18 protein-coding genes are annotated in these 21,236 nt (G+C 39.4%); 2 read left to right on the top strand and 16 right to left on the bottom strand.

Annotated features, from left to right (window positions below; genetic code table 11):
* Window positions 1–23: 23 nt before the first annotated feature.
* From P2W71_RS12570 to P2W71_RS12545, 6 genes are all read right to left on the bottom strand, one after another.
* Window positions 24–2,726, bottom strand: a complete 2,703-nt coding sequence (locus tag P2W71_RS12570) for an ABC transporter permease (RefSeq protein WP_276371493.1) — start codon at window positions 2,724–2,726, stop codon at window positions 24–26.
* 1 nt (window position 2,727) lies between these two features.
* On the bottom strand, window positions 2,728–3,060 hold the full coding sequence (locus tag P2W71_RS12565) for a PadR family transcriptional regulator (RefSeq protein WP_276371491.1): 333 nt from the start codon (window positions 3,058–3,060) through the stop codon (window positions 2,728–2,730).
* A 227-nt stretch (window positions 3,061–3,287) separates the two neighbouring features.
* Window positions 3,288–3,935 (bottom strand): hypothetical protein, encoded by a 648-nt coding sequence (locus P2W71_RS12560; protein WP_276371489.1) that lies wholly within the window; start codon window positions 3,933–3,935, stop codon window positions 3,288–3,290.
* A 362-nt stretch (window positions 3,936–4,297) separates the two neighbouring features.
* Window positions 4,298–4,927 carry a hypothetical protein gene (locus P2W71_RS12555; protein WP_276371487.1) on the bottom strand — a complete coding sequence of 210 codons (630 nt, stop codon included), beginning with the start codon at window positions 4,925–4,927 and terminating at the stop codon, window positions 4,298–4,300.
* 499 nt (window positions 4,928–5,426) lie between these two features.
* Entirely contained in the window at window positions 5,427–5,837 is a 411-nt protein-coding gene (locus P2W71_RS12550) for a VOC family protein (protein WP_276371485.1), read from the bottom strand.
* Window positions 5,838–6,177: 340 nt separating this feature from the next.
* Window positions 6,178–6,531 carry a hypothetical protein gene (locus tag P2W71_RS12545; RefSeq protein ID WP_276371483.1) on the bottom strand — a complete coding sequence of 118 codons (354 nt, stop codon included), beginning with the start codon at window positions 6,529–6,531 and terminating at the stop codon, window positions 6,178–6,180.
* 1,105 nt (window positions 6,532–7,636) lie between these two features.
* Between P2W71_RS12545 and P2W71_RS12540 the strand changes: the two genes are divergently transcribed.
* Window positions 7,637–8,725, top strand: coding sequence for a serine hydrolase (locus P2W71_RS12540; RefSeq protein WP_276371480.1), 1,089 nt, complete (start codon window positions 7,637–7,639; stop codon window positions 8,723–8,725).
* Window positions 8,722–9,471, top strand: a complete 750-nt coding sequence (locus P2W71_RS12535; RefSeq protein WP_276371478.1) for a hypothetical protein — start codon at window positions 8,722–8,724, stop codon at window positions 9,469–9,471. The genes P2W71_RS12540 and P2W71_RS12535 overlap by 4 nt, the downstream gene beginning before the upstream one ends.
* Window positions 9,472–9,592: 121 nt before the next feature.
* Here the strand turns inward: P2W71_RS12535 and P2W71_RS12530 are convergent, their stop codons facing one another.
* The 10 genes from P2W71_RS12530 to P2W71_RS12485 form a co-directional block, all read right to left on the bottom strand.
* Complete coding sequence (locus P2W71_RS12530; RefSeq protein WP_276371476.1) at window positions 9,593–10,321, bottom strand: hypothetical protein; 729 nt, start codon at window positions 10,319–10,321, stop codon at window positions 9,593–9,595.
* A gap of 40 nt (window positions 10,322–10,361) precedes the next feature.
* Window positions 10,362–10,640, bottom strand: a complete 279-nt coding sequence (locus P2W71_RS12525) for a hypothetical protein (protein WP_276371474.1) — start codon at window positions 10,638–10,640, stop codon at window positions 10,362–10,364.
* A 184-nt stretch (window positions 10,641–10,824) separates the two neighbouring features.
* Window positions 10,825–12,063, bottom strand: a complete 1,239-nt coding sequence (locus P2W71_RS12520) for a WG repeat-containing protein (RefSeq protein ID WP_276371472.1) — start codon at window positions 12,061–12,063, stop codon at window positions 10,825–10,827.
* Window positions 12,064–12,109: 46 nt separating this feature from the next.
* Complete coding sequence (locus P2W71_RS12515) at window positions 12,110–12,595, bottom strand: hypothetical protein (protein ID WP_276371469.1); 486 nt, start codon at window positions 12,593–12,595, stop codon at window positions 12,110–12,112.
* A gap of 417 nt (window positions 12,596–13,012) precedes the next feature.
* On the bottom strand, window positions 13,013–13,300 hold the full coding sequence (locus P2W71_RS12510) for a hypothetical protein (protein ID WP_276371467.1): 288 nt from the start codon (window positions 13,298–13,300) through the stop codon (window positions 13,013–13,015).
* Window positions 13,301–13,891: 591 nt separating this feature from the next.
* Window positions 13,892–14,431: a hypothetical protein gene (locus P2W71_RS12505; protein ID WP_276371466.1), complete on the bottom strand. Its 540-nt coding sequence runs from the start codon at window positions 14,429–14,431 to the stop codon at window positions 13,892–13,894.
* Between the two features lie 898 nt (window positions 14,432–15,329).
* Window positions 15,330–15,638 (bottom strand): hypothetical protein, encoded by a 309-nt coding sequence (locus P2W71_RS12500; RefSeq protein ID WP_276371464.1) that lies wholly within the window; start codon window positions 15,636–15,638, stop codon window positions 15,330–15,332.
* A gap of 132 nt (window positions 15,639–15,770) precedes the next feature.
* Window positions 15,771–16,706: a hypothetical protein gene (locus tag P2W71_RS12495; RefSeq protein ID WP_276371461.1), complete on the bottom strand. Its 936-nt coding sequence runs from the start codon at window positions 16,704–16,706 to the stop codon at window positions 15,771–15,773.
* Window positions 16,707–17,220: 514 nt separating this feature from the next.
* Window positions 17,221–19,902 (bottom strand): ATP-binding protein, encoded by a 2,682-nt coding sequence (locus tag P2W71_RS12490; RefSeq protein ID WP_276371458.1) that lies wholly within the window; start codon window positions 19,900–19,902, stop codon window positions 17,221–17,223.
* A gap of 173 nt (window positions 19,903–20,075) precedes the next feature.
* Window positions 20,076–20,993, bottom strand: coding sequence for a WYL domain-containing protein (locus P2W71_RS12485; protein ID WP_276371456.1), 918 nt, complete (start codon window positions 20,991–20,993; stop codon window positions 20,076–20,078).
* Between the last annotated feature and the right edge of the window lie 243 nt (window positions 20,994–21,236).

Raw genomic sequence — 21,236 nt, 5'->3', positions numbered from 1 at the left:
AAAAGATGATGGCCTTCAACCCCTCATTCATTCTTTAAGTGATCGATAGGATTGGTACTAGCCGCATTGATTGTTTGAAATGAGCTTGCGAATGCTACCAACAAAAGAAGAATCCCCACTGGAATTACAAAAAACATCGGGGAGACATCAATCCTCATCGGATAGTTCGACAGCCACTTCTGTGCAATACAATAAATCAATGGTGCTGCGATAATAGCAGAGAGCAAAATCAACCGCACGTTGTCTACCGACAGCAGACCGATCAAACTGGCTACCGACGCGCCCAATACTTTGCGGATGCTAATTTCTTTTTGCCGAGCACTTGCTTCAAACAACGTCATCCCCAAAATGCCAAGGCATCCTATAAAAACGGCTATTCCGGCAAATACAAAAAAGATCCGCTTTGTATACCGTTCTGATTTGAATTGCTGGTCATAATATTCATCGAGAAACGAATACTCAAATGGTTTATTGGGGAAAACTGCTGTCCAGCTTTTCCGAATGTCGTCAACAGCTTGTCCACGACTGCTGGCTGAATTTAAGCGGATGGAATAATACACCTGCTGAAAACTTCCGTAGTTGGGTGAAAAGATCATTGGGAAGATTTCTTTCTTCACCGCTTCGTGATGATAGTCTTCAACCACACCAATTATTCTATGCTTTTGGAAATGATCTTCAAAATTTTTGAACTCCACTATTTTATCGACTGCTTCTTCGGGCGAGTTGAAACCCAATGCGTGAATAGCACTTTCATTGAGAATCAATGTTAACCAGTTTTCATCGTCCCATGGATTGATCCATTTCTGAACTGGCCGGGGTGGATCAAAATTTCGTCCTGCTAAAAGTTTGAAACCATAAAACGGAATGTAGTTATCGTCTACAAAAAGCGTTTTAAATCGTGTGGGATTATATGGATCATGGACATTTCGTTTTAAAAGATTGACATAGGTGAAGCCAATTTCTGTGCCTGGTATAGCCGATGAACTGGTGACCATTTGTACGGAAGCATTTTCCATTAATTTATTTTCCAGTGTTCGATAGGCAGCATGTTTTTCAACTACCGCTTCGCTGGAATAAGCAGTCGGATTTCGCAAAGTGACAACATGGTCAACATTAAACTTTTTATCGATTGTCTGCATAAAGTCTAACTGGCTGCGCATTACTAACACACAAGCAATCAAGATGAGTGATGCGCTGAATTGAGTTATGATAAGCGTCTTTCGAATGGTACGTCCATTGCTCGTATTACCAAATTTTCCCTTCAGGGTTGCCACAGGGTTCAACCGAAGCAGGAATATCGCCGGATAAATGCCGACCAAAATCGAACCAACAACTACCACTGCAAACGCAATGAGCCATATCGATGGCTGAGACCACTGGATTGAATCAATGGGAATTCCTGTGAGGTAACTAAAGCGGGGAACAATGAACGTTATCAACGAGGTTGCTAGAGCAATGGCCAGGGCAAGAACACAGAAATATTCAATGAGGAATTGAAGTGCAAGGTCGGACTTGGCAGAACCTATGATGCGTCTCACACTCACTTCGCGGGCACGTATTGCAAATCGGGCCGTTTCGAGATTAATATAGTTTATCCATGCAATGATGAGGATAATAAACGCAATGGCTGCGGCAATGTAAACCAAATCTTTGCTGCCGTTGACTTCCAACTCATCCCCCATGTGAGAAGAGAGATGAATAGAAGTGAGTGGTTGAAGAAATGATTTTGTTTCTTTCATTTCCGGGTACTTCACCGCCATTTCTTGATAGAATTGGTTGAGGCGATTGGTCACCATTGCGGGGTGGTCATCTTCTTTAAGAGAAACATAGGTATGCAAAAAGGCCTGACTCCATTCGTCTCCATCTTTTATGAAAGGTTCCAACGGCATCACAAAATTGGCGTGCATGTGTGAGTTGGGTGGAAAATCTTTGAAGATACCGGTGATTACCCGTTCACTTTCGCCACCATCATCATTGGGCATTTGAATGTGCTGGCCCATGGGCTCTTCATCACCGAAAATCTTCTTGGCCATCGACTCAGACACTACCATGCAATGACGTTCGCGAAGAGCCGCCGCGGCATGACCTTTCAGCAACATACCCACGAAGACTTTAAAGAACGTGGAGTCGGTCTTGAGTTCACCGCCCAATTCATTAAAGATTTTTCCGTTATAGCGAAAGAATACGCCGGTATTTGCGGGTGTTTTGTAAAAACCAGTGACAGCATCAACTTCCGGAAAGTTTTCATGAATCAATTCCTTCAATCCTGCAAAATTTGTAGCTGACGATGTTTGGAGTTCGTTATTCTTATACCGTTCGAGACCTACGCGGTAAATGTTCTCGCTGTTCGTGTAGAAGCGGTCGTAACTCATCTCGAAACTTACGTACTGGATAATGAGAAAGGATGCCGTTATGCCAACAGCCAGACCGGTTACGTTAATCAACAAAAACGTTTTGCTATTCATCAGATGGCGGCAAGCAATTTTAAAGTAGTTAAAAATGATATCTATTGAATTGATGTTCCATGAAAATTTATTTCTTAAAAAAATCCCTGGCCTTACGAATCGAAAACATGCCAGGATAAAACGCAGCTTCGCTTTTCGTTTCCCTATTGTCTTTACTTCGTAATTGTATATCTCTATCAGGTCTCCCTCAATCTGTTCATACAGCTCATCAGGACAAATTGCCCGAAGTAATCGCTCTGACCATGCCGGAAGTGATTTCATTTCAGCTATTAACTATTTTCAACAGTGGAACTAGTTTCCAGATTTCCGTTCTTGTTTCTTTCATGGAGCGAAGTACAGCAAGGCCTGCATTCGTAATGGAATAGATTCTTTTTCGCCTTCCGCCACGTTCCTTAGTTGCGCCTCCAACTGTTGATTTTATGTAGCCTTTGTCTTCCAACCGGTAAAGTATTACGTGTACGGCACTCAGCGTTACTTTCCGACCAAGCCATTGTTCAATTTCGATGGTAATAGCAGCTCCATAGGCGTTTTCCCGGAGGGCAGCAACCAGCGTCAAAATCAATTCTTCGAAATCATTCAGGAATTCTCTCCTCATTTCATTCTTTTTTCAGAAGCAAATAAGTAAATTAATTTCGGCGGTACAATAAGCTGTTATAAATTATGTTAGTGGATGTGTCTACTGTGAGAAAATTATTTTCCAGCTTCACCTAAATCCCGATAAAAAAAATGTACTCACCCCTACCCTCCGCATGCCGTCTTAGCTTAGCGGTAGCGCAAGCTCCGTGCAACACGGATCTCACGCTGGGCTCACCACGCCAAGCGTTATTTATCGGAGGTTGTTTTATTTAGTGGCATCCAAATGTCATTTGCGATTTTTCTTCCAGTCAAACTTTCTAACGTTTGAAATATGAAGTCATTGTCAGAAAGTCCTTGTTCAGAAATCATTTTTGTCAACGCCATATTGGTCTGGGGAAATATCGATGTTAAGTCAACCTTCCATTCATTTTCTTCTTGGCTGAACTGAAAGTATAGAGGAGTTTTTTGTCCATTCGAAATCATTTGCCCGTTGGCGAAACTACCTTCTACGGTAACGTCACCAATTTGAACGGTGACAACAGTATTCTTTCCTATCATTCCATGGTCTACGGCATAAATAAAGAAATCTCTACCAGTCATTTTTAAGAGGTCTTTCTTAGGAACCCTATGCCTCGCTACAAAGACAGTCAATTTATCTATTACGCCTAACGAATTTATTGCGCTGCTATCACCATTGATTACCAAGTCTAATTCTTTGTCGTAGTATTCTATTGTTTTGCTATTAACATATTTCACCGCTTCTTTTCCTTGTCCTTCAAGAATGGATTTTTTGTAATTGTTAAAACTACCCCTAACTAGTTTACGCGCATCCTGTCCAAACGCAATTACCGTCAGCAGGCTCAAACTTATTAATATCAAAATTTTCCTTTTCATATTCATGTCTGATAATATAGCACCAACGTTGGTGTTTGTACAGTATGATACAAGAGCCAAAGTTAAATGAACAGACGCGAAACGACTTTCGCGACCATAGGTATCAATCAACCGTGACCAATCGTAATTAGAACTAATTTACAAATAAACATGAAATAAAACCACGCAGAAGAGGACCGAAAAATCACTACGCTGCTTTAAACTGGAAAAGGACCGGGTGTTCGGATATACCTTCCGTTAGCAGAATCACTTTCCAGCATTCAATCTCCATAAAAATATACCCAACGCTACCGGAGTTCCGGTACACACGGACTTCAAACTGGGCAATGTGGGTCACGCGAAGCCTTATTTATTATCCCAGTTTATTCTATCTCAATCGCTTTTCCAAAGGCTAAGTCTATCAAATTAATTTTCTTAAAATACAATTCTTTATCCTCAGTTTTAAATGATTTGTCGTTGTTCGTGTCCCGTTGAATTTTAATTAATAGAAATCCTTGCTTTTCAAAGTTTTCAAATGAAATAACATTTTCAGTCTGGTCAGTCAGTTGTTTTAATGTCTGTCCATCGGTTGAAACGGCAAATAAAATAGAGGGATCCTTTTCGTCAATACGGCCACTATTATTTGTGTCCTTCAACTTAACGAGAAGAAAAATCCATCTCTTCGTCAGATTTTTTAATACGTCAGCCGTTCTGGTGCCATAGGAATAACTATTGCTATTTCTTACAGCCTCTATGAAGGTGTCCTTGTCGAATATTTTTCTATAGGTATCTGTCTGGAAGTTGTATGCCACAATGTTTGCATAATAGCCACCCCAAAAAGCTATTTTATTGGAAGACAAAAATTCTTCGTTGTACCTTGTCGGAATAAATAGTGTAGAAGCCGAGTCCGTGAGGATTGGTTCTCCAAAGTATTTTGCTGGTCCCTTTTGGCAAAGCCCGTCACTTGTAAAAATTGCTAGTCCAAGCAAAACTGTTGCGAATAAGCGATTCATGGTTAAGTTGTAATTAAGTAATTGGCTTAGTCGAGTCACTCAAGGAAGTTCGTGAAACTTCCTTCGCTAACTGGCGGACTCTTCCTGTTAATCACAATGTATTTCTACATTATAAATATACCAATTCCATTGTGCGAATACATTCGGGTTCTGGTAGTTGGTCCGGAAATGATAAAAGATCTCATTCAAAAGCATCAGAGCAAGCTAAAGACTATGCTTAACTACTGCTTTGGGCAAGGCGGCCCGGAATTAAAAAGAATAACGCCTTATTAGAAAACTCTCCTAGTGTCACATATACGTACCGTTAACAAAATCTCTTTCCGGCTACACATCAATGCCCATTAGTAAAATGAACTCACGGCTACCGACCGCGTGTCGCCTTAGCTTTAGCGGTGGCGCAAGTTCCGCTGCAACACGGCTTCACGCTTTGCCCTGACGGCGACAGCAGGCTTTTGTTATTTAATGCACCAATTTTTTAAGCCCAAAATGAAAGAAGCGTTTAAATTTCATTAAGAAGCATCCATAACGTTCCAAATTTATCACGAAGCATAGCAAAGCGATTCGCAAAGAATGTCTTTTCCATCTTCATAAAGATTTCACCCTCATTGGAAAGCAGCTTATAGATGTTTTCTGCTTTTTCAGCCGTATCAAGTCTAAGCGTAAGATAGACGCTACGCATAGGTTCGGCACCAGGAATGTCAGCACCCCTGACGGTAGTACCGCCTATCTCCATTACGGCATGAAGAACTGGTTTCTTCCATTCTTTTGGAAAATTGGGTGGCGGTTGGTCGTGGGGCGTTATCATATTTATTTTTCCGCCAAGATGCTGCTCGTAAAACCGGAATGCTTTTTCACAATGTCCTGGATAGTTTATATAGATGTCAAGTTTTATTGAAAGATCTGTATTCATGACTTATGATCTTATTTAGCTTGTAACTATGGGTTAAATTCTCGTAAAGATGATTTTATCTTTACCAATTCAAAGGGTGAAGTTGCGACAAATTGAAGGCATATTGAGACAACTATAAAATGTCTGATATGCCTACCGTTAGCAAAACCTCTCTCCTGTTGAACATCAATCCCCATAAGTAAAAATATACTCACTGATACCGAAGCTCCGGTGCAACTCGGCTTCACGCTGGGCCGTGCCGGCCAACGCGAAGGCTTATTTATTAGCCCCAGTTACCCTTCCATTTTAAAAACTCGAGGAAATGTTTAAAAAGATCCGCACCCGGACAATTAGCCGTCCATTAAATAGCCCTTTCGGATTCCTCCTGTGAGTCAATCTGATCCCAAGCTGAATATTGCAAAGTAAATAAGTCAGTCCGCTTATCGTACCATACAGCCAATGTTTGTTGATAGTTTAACTTTCCGTTAGTTGGTTTGCTTATCAGTAATTTTCCAAGCGAAAAACCTGGAAACAACACGCTCGAATATGCATTCCTATTAATCCAAGCTACAAAATTAAAAATATGATGAGACGTCCATCCCGCATCAACTAACTCTTTGGCGGCGCTCTGAGTTTTTTGCCAGACGTCCCGTAGCATAGGAGCATCGTAAATTAATTTTTCGAAGTCGGCGGACATTTCGTGTTTCGGAATCATTATCCTAAATTGGGTTTAACGTTTGTATATGCAGCGTTTCCGTGATCTGGCGGATCACTGCCCCACGTACAATCGGTCGTTTGAAATACAATCTAACAAACAGCACATCACTGCAATGATGCATAATATTATCTTGTGCGTCTGTCCATTTACACTCTACCATAAATTACTTTGATTCGAGAAAGTTTTGTGACTTGTTCATGTGTCACATTTGCCGGCACAATTGTTATGTAAGAATCACTCATTTATTAAAGGATTGCGCCCCACGGTCAGAATATAAAGTGTATCACGGTTTCGAACAATTACTATCAACCGTTGCGGACTTTTCCTGCTTAATCGAAAAGATATTTTTACTTTATAAATATACCAATTTCTAATGTGCGGAAAAAAAATTCGAATTTTGATAATTGGCTGTAATCTCGCTTCAAGACGAGATAAAGTCGGTTTGTCCGCATCCGCTGGCCATCGAATTGCAATGGTTTTTAGTAGGCAATTATATGGAACAGCCCGACCTTGCATCCGATTTCCTGAGTGGTGGATGAGTGCTGGCAAGCGTGAACGAAGGATCTGTCGCAGGTTAGTCAGTGTGCTGTTTCCGGGGGCGCTCTTTCGAAGGGGCAGATCCTTCGCGCCGCACAGGCCATGGCGCAAACCCTTGCTCAGGACATCGGTAAACTGGGGAGGGAGGTCTTTCAAATATCCAATTCGCTCAGATTCGTTTCCAATGTTCGATGATGCAGTCGGGACCGCCGGCGCCGGAAATGATGAAAGATCTCATCCAAAATATCAGAGCAAGCAGGCTTCTTAAAGACGACACTTTGGCTGCTGCTTTGGTCGGACTATAGAAATATGGATTAACGATTTAAAATCACACGAAATGGTCAAACAAAAAATCCGTGGACTGCTTTAAATTAGAAAACGTTCTAGGGTTCAGATATGCCTACCGTTAGCAAAATCACTTTCCAACTGCACATCAATCCCCATAATCAAAAGCATATTCCCGCTACCAAAGATCCGTGATGTTGACTAAGAGTTAAAAACTTTTTGGCAATTCATTTCATCCTTTATCCGATTGACGTTTACCTAAAATTAACCCACAGTTCTAATGAACAGAAAACCTCTTTATATTTTTTTATTTGCCGTTTGCTTTATGGTGAGCTGTGAAAAGCTTAGTGACCCAAATCCAAATTACACATACAGCATTCCAGAGTCAGAACAGAGTGAATTTGTAGTCTCATCCTTGGAGGCAGAAGGAATGGATGAAGCATTAATTATTCAAATGACTAATTTGATAATAAGAGAAGAATATAAAAGGATTGACGGCCTTTTGATTCTCAGAAATAATAGACTGATTTATGAAAATTACTTTCATGGATACTCCAAGGATATCCGACATAATATATATTCAGCAAGTAAAAGTATTACTTCAATTTTGATTGGGATTGCAATTGAAAAGGGATTCATTAACAGCGTGAACACTCCAGTGACACAATTGCTTCCCGAATACGATAGCTTTAAAAATCCAGATTCCCGAAAGGATGAAATTACAATAGAACACCTGTTGAACATGAGTGCTGGTCTGGACTGTGAAGATTGGTATCAACATACGGAAGAGCAAATGCAACAAAGTAATGATTGGGTAAAATTTACGTTTGACTTACCAATGATTAACGACCCAGGAACTCATGGCAGTTATTGCACAGGATGTCCCGTTACGTTAGGTCGTATTATTGAAAACGGGAGTGGATTATCTCTGGTAGAATTTGCAAACAAATATCTTTTTAAGCCCATGAATATAACATCATACAAGTGGCACATTATGCCGGACGGAAAAGCTTCGGGCGGAGGATTGTTTTTTCTCAAGCCAAGAGACATGGCAAAGATAGGATTACTAATGCTCAATGATGGCATTCATAATGGTGAGCAATTAGTATCAGAGGAATGGATAAAACAATCCAGTCAAAATAAAATAAAACTATTAGGTCCTTTTGATGGCTATGGTTATCTCTGGTGGAAACAAGCTTTCGTAAACAACATAGAAACATTTTTTGCTGATGGCAATGGAGGTCAGCATATCTTCATTGTACCATCGAAAGAATTGGTTATCATATTTACAGGGGGCAATCAAAATACGGGAGTAGGACTTCAAAATTTTCAGATAGTAAATAATTACATTCTAAAAGCTATTAAATGAGCATCAGAAAATGTTGCATAAGCTTTGTGATTGCCTTAGCGTTGTCAAATGCTATTCATGCTCAGGACAGTTTAAAATATTCGACATTATCATTGGGTATTGGCGTCAATACTGTATCTAATAAAGATGCATTTCAATCCCCTTATACTTATAGAGGGAATAATTTACTTTTCAATTCTACCTTTACAAGATTTAGAACGAAGGGGCAGCACACTATTAATTTGACCTATTCAGGAGGGCAAATAAAATCTAATGTTTCGCCAAAAGCGGGTAACAAATTGCTCCTTTTTAACTACGACTATTTATTTAATCTCAAAACGAAAAGTACAAATGCGAAATTCATGCCTTCATTGGGCTTTGGTTTACATACATTACTGAGCAACACTAATTATCTTACAGACGTAGAATCGCCTAAAAGTTATTTATCAGGAGGAGCATTTTTTACATGGAGCGGATACATTCTATATCATCTTAACAGAAAGAGTGGTGTACGAATGCATGTAGGACTCCCCCTCGTTGGACTTGTCTATCGACCAGATTTTGAAGTCAACGGAAAGATGTTGACTAAGACAACGCTAATAGGGAAAGGTAATTTACTTTCCATTACGTTGGAGTATAATTATAAGTTAACTCCCAAGCTTAACTTCACAGCGACCTACAATTATGACTATTTTACCTTTGACGAGCCGCGACCGATTATCATTTTGCAAAATGGTTTGTCAATCGGACTACGGAAAACATTTTAAGGACTGTAATGAGGTCAACTATCCATTAAATGTCAAAAATATCGTTCCATCATTCAAATGTCTATTTGGATGGCACACAGTCGAGTGGCGCAAGCGCGTTTCACCTCTTTTCTACTTTTACTCAGCCAGACTTTATAAATTTCTTTAAGTCCAACAAATATTTCTCGATTTTTTTCAGGTCAAATTTTTTAGGGTTCAGAATTTCTTCAAACTGTCCGTCTTCGGTGTTAATAACAATCCATAAGTCACCAGACAAAAATTTGAGTCCGAATCTTTGATTGTCATACCAACCGAACTCTCTAAACATTCTGTTCCAAGAAAAGTTGTATTCATCTGTTAGTAACAACTCATAGCTTTTTCTAAAATTATTATCCATGTGATTGATTTCAGCATTGAAAATCAATGTGCGTCCGTTCAAGTTCAATTTTAATTGTCCCGAAAGTTTTTTCCTTCTATTTAATTTGCTTTCAGTCAGATATTCAAACGTGCCCAGTTGGGTTATAGATTTTGAATAGGCATCTCGGACTACACTAATGGCCCATTTATGTTCTCTACCCACTGCATCAAAGGCTTCAAAAATTAGATTCAATAATTCGTTTCTTTTTTCAAACTCTGATATTCCGTGAAATGGTCTGGCTAGTTTAGTTCTGTACTCATAAATGCTCCCGAACTTTGAAATTCTCTTCGGCTCCTCTGATTCAGAGATATAAATGTTTAGTCGATGTTGGAATAACTTAAGCCTATTGTCAATATTTTTTAAGAATGTCCAAATAACTTCCGTGCAAAAAGGCAGTTGATTAATTGCCTTATCATCCGCATATATTGTGACGTATGGATTAATAAAATTCATTGCTTACTACTCATGTTCTAGGGAACTCCGCCGGTTCGGATCAAGGTAATAATTTTAACACAAGGAAAATAAGCACCGCTGTCACAAGAACGGAAAACATCAGAATCATTAACGATTTTTTAGCTTCAGCCCTTCCCTCCGAAATAACTTTTTTTCTAATTTCCTCGCGCTCTGCTTGGGTAGCATTTTTATAATCAACATTAATCGATTGTGAAGCTTTTGTGTAAGTTTCCTTTATTTCAAAATAGTTCTTTTTCTTAAGGTTTCCATTTTCCTTAAGCCTTTTTATCATATCAAAAACATGCGTCCCTCCCGCCATATGTGATCATTTACGTTCGCGCAAACTCTGTTGTCATTATTGCGCCAACGGTAATGTATACTCAGTATCGAAATACACAATCCCGAAGTTCGATCAAATCTACGTATTTCGCTTCACTCTTTCAAGATTGAGCGCTTGTCCGATGTGTTTGCCCACTATCGAGTCTTGCAAGAGAATTTCACCCTTAGCTTGAAAAGAACGGTTCTGCAATTCTATATTTTAATTCGATGGCTATCTCACCTTCTTTGTCAATGTAACCCGAATAAATGTTGTCACGTTCTTCGCATATACCAATCAGTCCACAAGAAAATTTTGGAGAATGCTCGGAAAAGAAAAATCCTTTGTCTCCTACTGCTCGCAAAAATCTTTTTTGAAGCTTGAAATCAATTACGACTTTGTTGTTCTCGTCAATTACACCCCAAAGTCTACCCTTTCTTGCAACTGCTAAACCCTCTGCGAATTCTAATATCTCATCAAATGGTCTATGTTGCAATTCAGTATTTTTGGAGTTTTCAATCGTGGATGAATTTAAATCTTCAAATTCCCCTTCCTCATTCACAACGCCTTTCCTGCCGTCTTTGGTTTCTACAAATAGTTTTCCATTGGCAAATTGTCCCGTGTCAAATAAGCTGTCGGACGTTGTATAAAATTGAGGCTTTGATTTAATCCTTCCCTGCACGTCCATAAAACCATAAAACCTTTCACCTGGATTTCCACTCGTCGTTCCGATTAAAATTAATTTTTCTGAAACTGGTTTAAACCAAGTCCATTCTTTAGGGAGGTCAACCACTTTATTGCCATTGGAATCAATAATAAAATTATGTTTTTCGTTTAATGCAAATCCATTTTTTGTTGAGGCAACACCAAGTCCAAAAGCAAAGTCCGATAAACTTTCAAATGTATTTTCAAGTTTCCATTTTCCAGTTCTATCAATCAATCCCCACTTATTGTTAAGAGATACAACGCAACCTTCTTTTTGAAAGGAATGAACTTTGTCAAACTGAAAAGGAATTGTAACTTTTCCATCCTTGTCTATAAAGCCCCATTTTTTATTTTTGTTTACAGCGGCAAGCCCGTCCGAAAAGTCGTTGGCATCCCCGAAAGAAAAATCCGTAATCATCTTTCCGGTGGCATTTATAAAACCATAATCTCCGTTATAATGATTCGTCCAGTTGCCACCTAAATCAATATTAGTAGAGACCTTTTCAAGGCGGGCAATTCCTTCCTTCCAGTCATAAATACTACGACAGATTGGTTCAAGCAGATAATTTCCATTGATGTCAATTAGCCCCCAAAAGTCCCAGTTGGGTTTAACTTTTGCGATTCCGATATGTTGCTTGTCTGTTGTCATGGTGTTGCAGTCTTCCTGCCAGTCGAGTGCATGCAAGGAAATTTCACGTAGCGTTCTCCCGAAACCATACATGAAAGCCTCTCTGCTAACTGCGGGCTCTTCCTATTTTCATCTCCAGTCAATCATATCTAATTACGAAGGTCTGGCTCACATCAATGTCTTTAACCTGCCCTCCATTAAGTAATAGCCGGTTGATTGACTTAAACTCTGCGCTACGCCCTGCTACATTCATTATAATATTTTTATCTGGCCTTTCGTTGCAGTATTTTTCAGTCAAAGACTGAATGATTATATATCGTGGGTTGTCGTTATATAATCTTTTAATTTGTTTGTCTTCTGCGTAGAAGTCTACATAGTCAGGATGCCAATTTATTTGCGGTAATAATTTTCGGCAGAATGCAACTGGCAGGAATAGCATTATTTCAATCGCTTCAAGTTCTGGTATTCCGCTATTTACTAACAGCTCTACCAACTTATCGTTTTCCAATCCTTTCCCCTCTGTTCCGATCAACGTAATACTCTTCTTAACATAAGAATCAAATTCCTTATCCATCGTTAAGGATTGCTCTGGGCTAGTTTTAAATATTTTCTTAATAAAATTCATTTGTCCGGCGAATGCCTACGCCGCTGATGTTTGTGTTGTTTAAATTTTCCTTGATGTTAAAATAATAATAATTTATCCAACAACCTCACAGCAAGCAGGCTTCTTAAAGACTATGCTTAGCTCTGCTTTGGCAAAGCGCAGAAATAAATCGATTAATGACTTAAAACCACACAGATGATCAAACGAAAAATCCGTACGCTACTTAAAATTAGAAAACTGCCCAGTGTTCGGATATGCCTACCGTTAGCAAAATCACTTTCCAGCTGCACATCAATCACCATAAGTAAATATACTCACCGCTACCGACCGCATGTCGCTTTAGCGGTGGCGCAAGCTCCCGTGCAACACTGGCTTCACGCTGAGCGGTGCCGCCACGCAAAGCCTTATTTCCTATGCGTTCCTTACTTCCACTTAAATCTACTGCCGAATTTGACTGACAAACTCGATTCCGCCAATTCGTCCATCTTTAAGGATATCAAGAACAATTGTCCCTTCGGTCTTATGTTCCAATACAACATTCTCGTAAAATTGCCAGATTGATCCTGGTTGATTTGCATTTTCTGCGGATACGAATCTGACATAGGGTTGTCTTATCCATCCCTTAATACCAGATTTTCGAAGTTGCTCTATGAGATAAAGCCTGTCGGGCACTTGCTCTTTAATGAGCTCAACTATCCATTCAATATCAAAATATCCTTCCATCATTCAAATGTCTATTTGCATGGCGCACAGTCGAGTCACTCAAAGGATTTCACCTCTGCGTTCTCATAGAAATCCGGAGAGAAAGTCATACGACTCTTCCCGTTTAATCACAAATGTATTTCTACATTATAAATATACCAATTTCCAGTGTGCGAATAAATTCGGATTCAGGTAATCGGCTGTGATCTCCTTTCATGCTTGTCCTGTTTGTAAGCAACTCACGATGATCACAATCTTTAATTTTGACAGGCGAGGGCCGCCGGGTCCGGAAATGATAAAGGATCTTATCCAAAAACATCAGAGCGAGCAAGCTTCTTAAAGACTATGCTTAGCTACTGCTTTGGGCAAAGTGCAGAAATAAATCGATTAACGACTTAAAACCACACAGAAGATCAACCGAAAAATCCCTACGCTGCTTTAATTAGAAAACTGCTCAGTGTTCGGATATGCCTACCGTTAGAAAACTCTCTTTCCGGCTGCACATCAATCCCCATAAGTAAAATGTATTCACCGCTACCGAAGCTCCGGCGCAACATGGCTTCACGCTGGGCGGTGCAGGCCACGCGAAGCCGTGTTTATTAGGTGTAGTTGTGTCTATCTAAGTTGGTGTTCCAATTTCTGGTTAGTGTAAATCTTAATCCAATTTAAGGTGTCGCATGAAAAATGTAACTCCAGGTAGTCATAATATAGGTCGACTTGACCGGATATTTGCTCATAAGCCTTTAACGGTTCACCTAAATGTTTAATTACATTTCCTCTGGTAGCAGAGCCAATGCACAAGTTATCCGACAAGCATGCATTTGGAGTCTTATACAATGACACATTAACAAAAACTTGTTTGGCCGAATCAACGTGTTTAACGCAGGGGGTTGAAAACACAAAGGTTATCCCCAAACTGTCATTGATGAATCTTGTTGATTGCTCGTAGCACGCCCATGCCGGACCGTCAACAACAGATTTCCCAGAACGTTTCACAAAATCAAGTCCTCTATATTTTCTAATATCATTAGTATCTGAATTGAGAAAGGTCAAATTATCAATGCCAATTCCTGGTTTTACATTTAATCTATCAACATCCCGACAGCTAACAGCAAGCACGATAATGAATGTCAAATAAAGGCTCAGCTTCTTCATGCCTTCAAATTGCACATAGTTGAGTCACGCAAGGGATTTTCGCCTCTGCACCCTCACCGAACTGTTCGTGAAAGCGTCCCCTCACACGGCTCTTCCTGTTTAATCACAAATGTATTTCTACATTATAAATATACCAACTTCCAGTGTGCGAATAGATTCGGATTCTGGTAATTGGCTGTGATCTCATTTCATACTTACCCTGTTTGTAAGCAACTCACGACGATCACAATCTTTAGTTTTGATAGGCGAGGGCCGTCGGGTCCGGGAATGATGAAAGATCTTATCCAAAAACATCAGAGCAAGCAAGCTTCTTAAAAACTATGCTTAGCTACTGCTTTGGGTAAAGCGCAGAAGTAAATCGATTAACGACTTAAAACCACACAGAGGATCAAACGAAAATCCGTACGCTGCTTTAAATTAGAAAACTGCCTTGTTCGGATATACCACCAGTAGAAAAACACTTTCCGGCTGCACGTCAATCCCAAAAGTAAAATATATACTCACCATTACCGACCGCGTGTCGCCTTAGCTTTAGCGGTGGCGCAAGCTCCGGTGCAGCACGGGCTTCACGCGGGGCCGTGTCGACCACGCGAACCATATTATTAGCGGCTGGCCCTCTGTCCACGAAGGCGATGTATTCAGTTCCTACGGTTGTTCGCAATAGTCATAGAATTTGTTTGAGTAATAAATAATACCAAGCGCCAAGAAAATCAAATTAATTACCACTAACATTAAATACTCGCGTGTTGTTCTTCTCTTCTCCATTTTTCTCTCTATAAATAGATTTAGTCCGGTGATCAATCCGAGAAAAATTAAATAGAAGAATGCCAAACCCTTGCGCATATCCGCTTGGTGTTGGTACAGGAAATATCTGTACGAACGGGAAAGGGAAAGCATATTAGCCCAGTAAAGCGCGTAGAAAAGAAACCTCTACAGGCTGATGAAAGATAAGTTTGCGGCCATCGGGAAACAACAATTCTACAGGAGATGAACATGGACTTTGTTCCTTTAATTTTATCTGCTTAAAGAATTTTGTGTCGGTGCCAATGGATGAGTGCAAAGCTCTGTATTTCCTAAACCAATAGCTAAACTTATGATATTGGATATCTTTTTCCTTGCAGAATTCCTGCTGAGATTTATTACTACCCTGCCAAATCTCGATAAGTGAAAACATTAATTGCTGCGTAGTGACTTCTGTTGATTCCATGAGTACCATTTTTTTTCAGCAAACCTATAGCACCAATTTCTTAACTAAAAGATGTACTTCAGAGGAGGGTTACGTCGGAAGGGATTCATGGACATTTTGTTGCCAGACGTAGGGTCTTACCCTCACTTTAGTTTAGTTGTTGCCTTCATTTGCGTCAGTAATAATTTTCAATTTTAATAGCATTTCCTCGTTCCTTTGCTCATAGATTATTTGTTGCCTGTTTGGATTCAGTAGTAATTTAAACTGTTCATTAAAAAAAGTTATAATACCACTCAGTTGTAAATTGTTATAGAATTCACCTAACTCGGACCATGCTTGTCCCAGGTGTCTAAATTGTTCCATACTTGCCATGGGTGTTCCGAAGTCAACGAACTTAACACCACGTCCCAAAAAATTGTCCTGAAGGTCCCTGTGCTTAAAGCCACTTGCAAAGTCTATGTAAACACAAATAAAAAATGGCACTTTGTACTCTGAAATTATTGAATCATACTTATGAAGCTTTTTCGTAATCTCATTTGGTTTTAAATTTCCTGACTGTTTCACTTTTTGCGATTTTATTTCAATTGGGCTTACATTTCCTAAACAACAAACATTCTCGGTCTCTGTTTGTGATTTAATGACTTCAAATTCAAAATTATTTTGTATCGAAATCCTTTCTCCAACTTCTTTTTGTGAACTAGTCAACCAATCTCTTACTTCGTTAGTTATTAAGTCAACATTATAAAAAGTCGTATCGAAGTGTGCGTCCACAAAATATATTTTTAAAAAATACCTTTGTTGTATGCCCTCTATCTTCTCAATCAATCTATTCTCAAAGTCACTCCTAAATTGATCTTTCTCACTTTTACCCAGCCTGTAAACATCGCAGATAGCCGAAGAGCCTCTAATTCTTATTTCCCAGTCAGGTTTTTGATTATTGGGGAACAGCTTGTCGTATTCGATTTGAAATCCTAGCTCATTGAACAATTTTCCAAATCTTATTTCACCAATGGTGGAAAGAAAATTATTTCTGTCTTTTTCGTTTTTGAGCCTCCTTATAATTTTCCTCCTATTGTCCTCCGAAAACACTACCAGCGAGTCCATAAACTCCGGGTGGTAACCGTTATATTCGTCTAATAGCAAACTTGTCATTTGTCTAGAATCTGTATGGGTCAAAGTGTCATTCTATAATGTTTAAACTACTTTTCCGACCGTGTCGAGGGCAACGCCGGTGGGTTTCGAAGTCGACTCTTTCCACAAGTTAAACGAGCGTTGAAGGGCGATAGATATTTAAATCTAAACTAAACCCACCATTGGTTATATGCAATCTTGTGTGCTCGCCCAAAATCTACATTATTCTGGAATTCCCTTTCTTTTTGAGTTTTCCATCCAAAATTTTATGACCCAATAAAATCCCAAACGTGTTATTTTCAGAAGTCATAACAGATTTGTTTGTTGATGCTCTTCAATAAAACTTGCGATAACGTTGGTATTTCTGCAATGTGGCCTTCTCGAAGCCACGTCCCTGTCCCACGCGAAACTAAACGTTGAACGAAGATAAAACTTAAAACCACTGGTCCGGCACCATTGCAGAAACATTTTGTCAGCGGCTGCTGCTTTTCACCCAAGTCAAAATTTTGCTAGCATATATCAATTTAGAACTTTCTTTTTCAGCATTAAAGAAGTCGGATGGTAGTAGACTTAATAGTTCTTTAGCTTTTAGTTTTGATTTAATAGTCAAAAGATCAGCTACTTGTTTCACTTTTGGTAATTTAACGGCAGCCAGTCTTATCATTCTAGGAACCTCCTCGATATCGCTATTAATTATTTTTCTTCCAAAGTCCGTTATGTCCCTTTGCTCATTTACAATTCCCAAGATCAGGAGATCTCGATATCCACCACTTGTTATTTTAGAAGGAGTCGTTTTGAGAAGCGCAAGAGATTTAAGAGTCTCCGAAAATGATCCTCTAAGAATAAAATCTTGATGATCGTTACTTAACTTTGTTGTTATCCCAAATCTTCTACCTTTCCGAGGTTCCTCAAGCTTATTCTTAATTGAAAGCTGAGAATATGCTAACCAAGAAATAAGATTTTTTGCATAGAAAGACCATGTCTTATGCTTAAAGTCGTACCCTTTAAAAACATCTTTAAATACTTCGATTACATCATTTGCTGTTAATAATTTCTTGTCAATCTTGATAAGCTTGAGGTAGGGAGTATAGTTCAAAAACTTATCACTTATAAACTTAACAAAACCATTTTTGGAGGTTTCTATGCTCTGATGTGCAATCCGATATTTGTCTTGACCATCTACTTTCTGAACCAAACCCAAATTCCGCAATTCGATTAGCACATTTTCGATTGTTTCTCTTTTTACAGTCTTTGATCGTTTGTCTTTAATTTCACCAATCGTAAGTTCCTCTCCATGATTAAACAAAGAGAAGATCTCGAAGCAGACTTTTACTGGCTGTCTTATTATAAAAGATTCTCCAATTTGTTGAACTTCATTATTAACTAAATAATCTCTGAAGATATCCCAATAGACAATGTAATTTGCCCCTGACCTTATTATAAGTCGCTTGTCTCTTAAAGCTTCGACAGTCTTTTCGGAAATGTTATCTCCAAACTCTGTAATATCAAATAGATTTCCATCGAATGCCCTTTTTGCAATATATTTTAATGCCGCCAATTCTTCCGGGGTCACCCCTTCTAAATCAGTTTTAAAGAGAGATACTATATTAAGATTGTCATCAATGAGTTTTGTTGAGGGAATTCCCGATTTAATTTGATGATAGAGGTGAATACATAACTTTTTTGTTAACCAAGGGAGGCCTTGTGATCCTTCGACAATTCTTCGTTTAAGATCATTTCCAATTTTAGATGTACTCGCTTCCAATTGGTTAACGATTCCATTTACTTCTTTTGAACCAAACTCCGGAATCATAAAATTAACCGCCTGCTCTTTAGCCTGCTGCCAATAGTGATAAGCTTCATTATCGATCGGAATTGTAATCTCTGTTTTCCAAGAGAAGCCAATCACTAGATTTGATTTGGCATCCGTTACATCGGAAAGAAATTTATAAAAAGATTTGAATAAAGATTGCTTTCTAAACACATCCTCAAACTGATCAAATATCAGTACCAGAACCTTGTGTTGTCTGCTTAATTCGGATAACACCTCGTTAACTGAATCAGAACTCAAAAGGTCGAAATTGGATGTAAATGATACCTTTGCTGACAAAGGTGGCAATTTTAAGAAACCACTTGAGATAGATTTTTTAAGTAACTTATCAAAGGCCAATGCGACAAAATTACTTGAAGTAGCACTTCGTGTATCAATAGCAGTAACGTAAAATCTGTTCTTGTAGAATTTATTCCTAGACCTTCCTCGGAGCTCAGCAATTAAAGAACTTTTTCCCCAACCTGATTTTCCTGTGAGATAGAATATCCTTTTACTGGTTTGACAAGTGCTCACATCTAAGAAAAAATTAAATATCTGATTTCTAATTTTGTCTCTTCCAACGAAATGTTTAGATGAAGCAGGTAAATAATCGTACCAATTCGTGCTTTCTTGTACTTCCGAGATAGTTTCGATTTCTTTCTGATGAATCGGAGCTATGCCTTGCGTTGTTTCATTCTTCTCTTTTCCAACTATCATCTGATCTAAGTCCTGAAGATCATCAATTCTATTTTTTAAAATATTGAGTTTGTCTTCTGCGATGTCTTCTTCGTTGGATTTTGAATTAAACAGTAAGAAATGAGTTTTAACTAGACTACTATTGTTAACAATGTAGATAAGAAAATCACCAAAATAAGTCACCGCAAATATACGTTTGGAGATCTTGTGGGAGCTTAAAATGGCCGATGGTTCAAATATTAATTTAGCATCTGACAAGATCTTGATAATATCATCTGGTTCAAAAAATGTTAAATGTCTGTATCGGGAATCGTCTTGCAATTCCCTTAAATACCCACCTGCCTGACTCTCTAGTTCCTTAGTCCTGAAAAAATATCCAGCACTTGCTTTTTTATGCAATGCATTGAAACAAAATTTTGATAATTCATCAGAAGTTACTTTTTCTTTTGCTTTACATTCAACATAGAGAGTTTCATCTTTATGCTTGTGATTTGCAATAAGGTCTATCTCCATACCCACAAAGTTTATGTTAGACCTGACTTCGTATTGATGGGAGGTTAGTATATTCCGAATCAGAGTTTCAAAGCAGTTTCCCTGCTGTTTGTTTGATGCTCCTTCTTCTAATATGATTTTTAGCTCAGTTTTCACATGATTCTATTTTAAGCTGTTGCCGCTAACAAACAGCATACTATACGTATTACATTTTAGCAACCAAACATATACGAATTCGCATTTCCCTTTTACCCCGCAGGGTTTTCATCCCTGTTTTTCAATTTCTCACTTCTGCCGCTCACAGCGCGCCCGACTCCCCTGAACCGCGTTCACCCACCCCTCACCCCCACTCCCACCTTCTGCCTAACATAATTACTAAACTCTTCCGGCCCCTTTATTTCCACCTCATCCAATAAGCCCATCACAAATCTCCCAACGCCGTTGAAGCTGGATACGGGCCCACGAAAGGTGTAGGTATTGTCTTCTTGTTTTAGATATGGAACAGCAAGCGGAAATTCTTCTTTCAGCAGTAAGTAGGCACGGGCGGTCAGGAAATGTAACGTTATCCAGATGGTTGTTTCTCCGGTAATGCCGAAGATGTCGGCGGGGCGTTTTTCGTGATGGTCAGCGTGCGCGAAAGGTGTGTGGGTTTCGTTCACTTCACCGATGCGGTCGAGCTTGAAAGATTTGCAGCTCATCTCGTTAACATCGAGGGCTCGGATGGATTGGTAGTTGTCTCCGAAATAAATGGGCTCTACGAGGCGGTCGCTGATGGTGCCGCTGTTCGCGCTATGATATTTTTTTAGTACGACCTGGTGCTTGTTGCGTAGGGCATCCGTTAGCTGACCCACGAGGTTGGCGAGGTGCGCCTTTAATACCATGCGTGGCATGGTGTCGAGCTCGGAATGCAACGAAAGTTTTTTAAGCAACGAGCCGCGCAACGGATGGTCAGGGTCTGCAATGATAAAGTTGCGCAGTGTGGTCATCTCTTCGATGGTAAAGTTCGACTGGTCCGGGTTGTCTTCCGTGGTAACGATAAAATAGCGGTCGTGTGAATCTTTGTCCAGGTAGAATCCTGCTTCTTCGAGTGTCTCCAGGTAGCGGTACATGCTACTCTTCTTTACTTCGAAACGTTCCATCAGCTGCTTGATCGTCCAGCGGCTGGCTTTTAAAACAGAGATGAGCAGCAACAGCTTAAGGAGTTTAGCGGGCATCGCGCTGGTCTCCTTCGAGGCATCGACTTTCATAAGGATAACGTCAACGGGTTGGTTTAAAGGTTTGGTTTAGGGGTCTTACGGGTGAAGGTAATAAATGATTTCGGAAAAGTCCATGGACGATGGTCCAGGGGTATGGGGTAGGGATTCAGGGCCTGTTTTCCAAAAAAGGGAAAATAAATTTCATCTTACACCGATTCATTTTCACGTTATACATCTTTATAACGCGGCTACACATATTGATATTCAGGTTATACATCTGTATAGTCTGGCTAT

The sequence above is a fragment of the Chryseolinea sp. H1M3-3 genome, assembly GCF_029360725.1.
In the GTDB taxonomy this organism is placed as follows: Bacteria; Bacteroidota; Bacteroidia; order Cytophagales; family Cyclobacteriaceae; genus Chryseolinea.
Note: the sequence above shows the minus strand (reverse complement) of the source record. Positions and strands in the feature narration are given on the sequence as shown.

What these genes read in the sequence shown, in the direction of transcription:
- P2W71_RS12570 (WP_276371493.1), bottom strand. Translation starts at nt 2,726, where the DNA reads ATGAAATCACTTCCGGCATGGTCAGAGCGATTACTTCGGGCAATTTGT.
- P2W71_RS12565 (WP_276371491.1), bottom strand. Translation starts at nt 3,060, where the DNA reads ATGAGGAGAGAATTCCTGAATGATTTCGAAGAATTGATTTTGACGCTG.
- P2W71_RS12560 (WP_276371489.1), bottom strand. Translation starts at nt 3,935, where the DNA reads ATGAAAAGGAAAATTTTGATATTAATAAGTTTGAGCCTGCTGACGGTA.
- P2W71_RS12555 (WP_276371487.1), bottom strand. Translation starts at nt 4,927, where the DNA reads ATGAATCGCTTATTCGCAACAGTTTTGCTTGGACTAGCAATTTTTACA.
- P2W71_RS12550 (WP_276371485.1), bottom strand. Translation starts at nt 5,837, where the DNA reads ATGAATACAGATCTTTCAATAAAACTTGACATCTATATAAACTATCCA.
- P2W71_RS12545 (WP_276371483.1), bottom strand. Translation starts at nt 6,531, where the DNA reads ATGATTCCGAAACACGAAATGTCCGCCGACTTCGAAAAATTAATTTAC.
- P2W71_RS12540 (WP_276371480.1), top strand. Translation starts at nt 7,637, where the DNA reads ATGAACAGAAAACCTCTTTATATTTTTTTATTTGCCGTTTGCTTTATG.
- P2W71_RS12535 (WP_276371478.1), top strand. Translation starts at nt 8,722, where the DNA reads ATGAGCATCAGAAAATGTTGCATAAGCTTTGTGATTGCCTTAGCGTTG.
- P2W71_RS12530 (WP_276371476.1), bottom strand. Translation starts at nt 10,321, where the DNA reads ATGAATTTTATTAATCCATACGTCACAATATATGCGGATGATAAGGCA.
- P2W71_RS12525 (WP_276371474.1), bottom strand. Translation starts at nt 10,640, where the DNA reads ATGGCGGGAGGGACGCATGTTTTTGATATGATAAAAAGGCTTAAGGAA.
- P2W71_RS12520 (WP_276371472.1), bottom strand. Translation starts at nt 12,063, where the DNA reads ATGTATGGTTTCGGGAGAACGCTACGTGAAATTTCCTTGCATGCACTC.
- P2W71_RS12515 (WP_276371469.1), bottom strand. Translation starts at nt 12,595, where the DNA reads ATGAATTTTATTAAGAAAATATTTAAAACTAGCCCAGAGCAATCCTTA.
- P2W71_RS12510 (WP_276371467.1), bottom strand. Translation starts at nt 13,300, where the DNA reads ATGATGGAAGGATATTTTGATATTGAATGGATAGTTGAGCTCATTAAA.
- P2W71_RS12505 (WP_276371466.1), bottom strand. Translation starts at nt 14,431, where the DNA reads ATGAAGAAGCTGAGCCTTTATTTGACATTCATTATCGTGCTTGCTGTT.
- P2W71_RS12500 (WP_276371464.1), bottom strand. Translation starts at nt 15,638, where the DNA reads ATGGAATCAACAGAAGTCACTACGCAGCAATTAATGTTTTCACTTATC.
- P2W71_RS12485 (WP_276371456.1), bottom strand. Translation starts at nt 20,993, where the DNA reads ATGAAAGTCGATGCCTCGAAGGAGACCAGCGCGATGCCCGCTAAACTC.